At 66.9% G+C, this 4,871-nt stretch carries 4 protein-coding genes; all 4 read right to left on the reverse strand.

From position 1 onward, the window contains the following. Nucleotides 1-411 precede the first annotated feature (411 nt). Nucleotides 412-2,784 (reverse strand): DNA polymerase II, encoded by a 2,373-nt coding sequence (locus MKD50_RS29990; protein ID WP_252669746.1) that lies wholly within the window; start codon nt 2,782-2,784, stop codon nt 412-414. Nucleotides 2,785-2,869: 85 nt separating this feature from the next. Continuing rightward, on the reverse strand, nt 2,870-3,361 hold the full coding sequence (locus MKD50_RS29995) for a VOC family protein (protein ID WP_115706915.1): 492 nt from the start codon (nt 3,359-3,361) through the stop codon (nt 2,870-2,872). 181 nt (nt 3,362-3,542) lie between these two features. Next, entirely contained in the window at nt 3,543-4,145 is a 603-nt protein-coding gene (locus MKD50_RS30000) for a glutathione S-transferase family protein (RefSeq protein WP_240074528.1), read from the reverse strand. A 62-nt stretch (nt 4,146-4,207) separates the two neighbouring features. Beyond that, the coding region (locus MKD50_RS30005; protein WP_305882101.1) for an acyl-CoA carboxylase biotin carboxyl carrier protein subunit at nt 4,208-4,871 on the reverse strand (664 nt) is incomplete at its 5' end.

A 4,871-nucleotide genomic window follows, 5' to 3' on the forward strand; every position in this document is an offset into this window, starting at 1 on the left:
CCAGTCACGTTTTGCTGTGCGAGCACTGTATAACTTTTAAGCTAAAAGACCGAAGTCTTTCGCATCCGCTATCAAGCGCCCACACTTATCGGTTGTTTGTTTGTTAAAGAACTTCGCTTCCCGGCTTTGCCGTTCAGCGCGCTGCGTTGTCAGCAGCGAGGAACGAGACTTTAAAGAAATTTTTTCGATTAAGCAACTGATTTCGAAAAATTCTTTATTGCGCTGCGCGCCCTCTTTCGAGTCAATTCTTGCGCGCCGTTCGTTGCCCGTTGCGCGATGCCTTGCGAACGAGGGGGCGAATCTTAATACCGGCGGCCCCGGCCTGGCAAGCACTTTTCTCGGAACCGGCGTAAGAGCCGGTTGTGCCACTTGATGCCGATACCTGCTTGCATGGCAGGTTGCGCTGCGGGGTTACTGCGGGAACAAAGCCATCTGGCCCGACAACAGCGTCTCGAACTCATCGTCCAGAAACGGCAGGATCGCGTCGGCAATCGGCTGCAGTTGCCGGGTGACGTAGTGGGCATAGTCGATCGGCGCCGAGCGTGTTTCGAGCGGCTCTGGCCCGGCCACGGTCATGACATAGCTGATCCAGCCGCCGCGCTGGTACTGGAGTGGCCTGCCGTGGCGCGCGTTATAGTCATCCGCGATGCGCGCGGCGCGCACATGCGGCGGCACGTTGCGCTGGTACTCTTCGAGCCGGCGCCGCAGCCGCTTGCGGTAGACCAGCTCCAGGTCCAGCTCACCGGCCAGCGTGCGGCGCACGATGTCGCGCACATAGTCCGCATACGGCTCTCGGTTGAAGACCTTTTCGTAGAGCGTCTGCTGGAAGCGCTGCGCCAGCGGCGACCAGTCGGTACGCACCGTCTCCAGCCCCTTGAACACCATCTCGCGCGTGCCATCCGGACGCTCCACCTGGCCGGCATAGCGCTTCTTGCTGCCCAGCTCTGCACCGCGGATGGTCGGCATCAGGAAGCGCCGGAAGTGCGTCTCGAACTGCAGCTCGAGCGCGCTCTCGAGCCCATAGGTCTGCCACAGGTGGTCGCGCCACCAGTCGTTGACGTAGGCAACCAGGCTGCGCCCGATCTGCGCGGCATCGGCTTCGGTGCGGGCGCGGCGCAGCCAGACGAAGGTCGAGTCGGTGTCGCCGTAGATCACCTCGTAGCCGCGCGCCTCGATCAGCGCCCGGGTCTGCCGCATGATCTCGTGCCCGCGCATGGTGATCGACGACGCCAGCCGCGCATCGAAGAAGCGGCAGCCGCTGGAGCCGAGCACGCCATAGAACGCGTTCATGATGATCTTGAGCGCCTGCGCCAGCGGCTTGTTGCCGTCGCGCTTGGCGGCCTCGCGCCCCTGCCACACCCGTGCCACGATGGCCGGCAGGCAATGTTTGGTCCGCGAAAACCGCGCGCCGCGGAAGCCCGGCACCGCATCGGCATCGTCCGGATGCGCCAGCCCTTCGACCAGGCCGACCGGATCGATCAAGAAGGTCCGGATGATCGACGGATACAGGCTCTTGTAGTCCAGCACCAGCACGGACTCATACAATCCGGGGCGCGAGTCCATGACGAAGCCGCCCGGGCTGGCCTCGGGGGCTTTCTCTCCAAGGTTGGGCGCGACCAGGCCCTGGCGGTGCATCAGCGGCATGTAGAGGTGCGTGAATGCCGCCACCGAGCCGCCGCTGCGGTCGGCTGGCAAGCCAGTGACCGTGGCGCGCTCGAGCAGGAACCGCAGCAGCTCGGTCTTCTCGAAGATCCGTGTCACCAGCTCGCAGTCACGCAAGTTGTAGCGTGCCAGCGACGGCTTGTCGTGGGCGAACATGCGGTCGATGGCGTCCATGCGGTCGTACGGATTTTCGATCGCCTTGCCTTCGCCGAGCAACGCCTGCGCCACCGCTTCGAGGCTGAACGATGGCAAGCTCCATGTCGCGGAGCGCAGCGCCTCGATACCGTCGATGATCAGGCGCCCCGGCGCGCTGGCGAAGAAATGCTGCTGCGCGTTGTGCTCGCGCCATTCCATTTCCGTGCCGCCGCGCCCTAGCCGCAGCGGCACCTGGAAGCGGTGCGCCTGCTCCTGCAACACGCGCAGGTCGAACTGCACCAGGTTCCAGCCAATGATGGCATCGGGATCGTGGTCGGCCAGCCACTGGTTCAGCCGGTGCAGCAATTCCGGCCGGGTGGCGCAGTAGGTCAGCGAGAAATCGACGTCGACGGGCGTTTGCGGCCCCGGCCCCAGCCCCAGCACGTAGACCTGGCGCTGGCCGCAGCCTTCGAGCGCGATCGAATAGAGCTCACCCGCCGCGCTGGTTTCGATATCGAGCGACACCAGGCGCAGCGCCGGCCGGTAGTCGGCCGACGGCTTCATCTGCGCGTTGCGCAGCACGCCGGCGCCATCCGGCTCGCCGTCGAACCACACCGGCGCGGTGATGAAGCGCTCCATCAGGAAGCGCTCCGGCGGGCGGATATCGGCTTCATACACGTCCACGCCGGCATCGCGCAGTGTCCTGGCCAACTGGATCAGTTGCCGGTGCTGGGCGCAGTACAGTCCGAGCACCGGCCTGCGCTGGAAATCGCGCAGCGCCAGCGGGCGCAGTTCGACCCCGCGCTCGCGCGACAGCAGTGCCTCGGCACGCTCGCGCTGCGCCTGCGGCACAAAGGCAACCGATGGCTGCGGCGCCAGCCTCAGCCGGCGCGGCCCGTGATCCGTCGCCAGCCAGAATTCGACTTCGGTCCCGCCTGGCGTATCGCGCCAGTGCCGCGTCAGGATAAAGCCTTGCTGAAGTGCCACGTTACAGGATCAGGAATGGACATGCGCGTCATGCTGCAGGATGCGGCCCGGCTTGCGTCGCGCATCCCGCCAAGCCGGCGCTGCATCAAGCCGGCGCTGTGCCCCGCCGCGCTGCCTCGATGGTGGCGATGTCGATCTTGCGCATCGTCATCATCGCGTCGAAGGCGCGCTTGGCCGCGGCACGGTCGGGGTCGGTGATCGCCGCCAGCAGCGCGCGCGGCGTGATCTGCCACGACAGGCCCCAGCGGTCCTTGCACCAGCCGCATTCGCTTTCCTGGCCGCCGTTGCTGACGATGGCGTCCCACAGGCGGTCGGTCTCGGCCTGGTCGTCGGTCGCGATCTGGAACGAGAAGGCCTCGCTGTGCTTGAAGTGCGGGCCCCCGTTCAGTCCGACACACGGAATGCCGGCGACGGTGAACTCGACCGTCAGCACATCACCCTCCCTGCCATCCGGATAGTCGCCCGGGGCGCGCATCACGGCGCCGACCGCGCTGTCGGGAATGGTCTTGGCATAGAAGTTTGCCGCCTCCAGCGCATCGCGGTCGTACCACAAGCAGATCGTGTTCTTGCCAGGCATGTTGCGTCTCCTTGAAGGCACGGCGCCGGGAATCCGGCGCCGGTGGACCAGCGTGCCGTTGCGACCGGCGCCGCTGGCCGGGACTCCAATGTCTCACACTCCGGGGAGCAATGCAGACCGTGGCGGCGTCACATGAGCGGGAAGCCGGCTGGCAGGCAGCGCCCGAAGCACGCCGGAGTTGCTAGGCTTTGGCCGCGCGCACGAAGGCATCGCGCGCGGTGATGCGCTCGACGTAATCCTGGATGCGGCGGCTTTCGCGGATCCGCGGCGCACCGAACTGTCCCGCCCACGCCAACGACGCGCCCAGATAGACGTCGGCGGCACTGAAGCTGTCGCCGAGCACGAAGGGGCCCGGGGACAGGGCTCTTTCGATGGCGTCGATGACCTCGTCATAGTCGCCCCAGCCGACGGTTTGCTTCGGCAAGGGCGCCTGGGCACGCATCATGCGGTCAGTCAGTGCGGGCTCGAAGCAGCTGCCGCAGAAGAACAGCCACCGCAGCACCGTGCCGCGCGCGGACGAGCCCGGCGGCGGCATCAGCCCCGCGTCCGGATAGGCATCGGCGAGCCAGGCGATGATCGCGCCGTTCTCGGTCAGCACGGTGCCGTCATCCAGCACCAGCGTGGGGATCTTGCCCATCGGATTGATCGCCAGGAAAGCCGGCGTACGGCTTTCCCCGTTGGCGATATCGATGTGCTGCAACGCGTAGTCGGCGCCAACCTCCTCCAGCATCCAGCGCGCCACCGACGCGCGGCTCTGGGGGTTGTAGTAAAGCGTCATGGTCATACCGTCCTCCCGGCCTCGGCCCTGTGGATTCGAGGCAGCAGGATAGCACCGACCCGGCGCCTTCAGTCGCTGAACGCGAGCAGTTGCGCGCCTTCGGCAACCTGCTCGCCGATGCCGTAGAGCACTTCGCTGACGACACCGTCGGCGGGGGCGCAGATGGTGTGCTCCATCTTCATCGCCTCCATCACCAGCAGCGGCGCGCCGCGCGCGACCGTGCTGCCGGCCTCGACCATCACGGCGATGACCTTGCCCGGCATCGGCGCGGTCAGCTTGCCGCCCTCGCCCTCGGCCTCGCCGGCATGCGCGAGCGGATCGAGCCAGGCCAGCGTGGCGTGGCGGCCGCCATGGAACACGTGGATTTCGTCGCCATCCAGGTGGACCTGCCCGTGCGCGCGCCGCGTGCCGAGGTTGACGCGGATATCGTCGGCCTGGCAGGTATAGGCAAAGGGCGCGGCCTGGTCGGCGTAGCTCAGCGTGCTGCCGCGCTCGTTGCTGTCCAGCGTCACGTCGAGCACCTGCTCGCCATAGCCGAAGCGCAGCCTGCGCGACGCGCCGCCGTTCAGCCGCCACGCGCCGGCGTGGGTCCACGGCGAGTGCTGGTCGGCGGCATCGATGCGGCGCTGCTGGTTTTCGCGCGCCAGCAGCGCGGCCACCGCCAGCGCGATCAGCTCCATGCCGACCGGCGCGGGCGGCGGGAACAGGACCGCCTCGTTGCGCTCGATCAGG

It is taken from the genome of Cupriavidus mimosae, from assembly GCF_023952485.1.
Classification (GTDB): domain Bacteria; phylum Pseudomonadota; class Gammaproteobacteria; order Burkholderiales; family Burkholderiaceae; genus Cupriavidus; species Cupriavidus taiwanensis_C.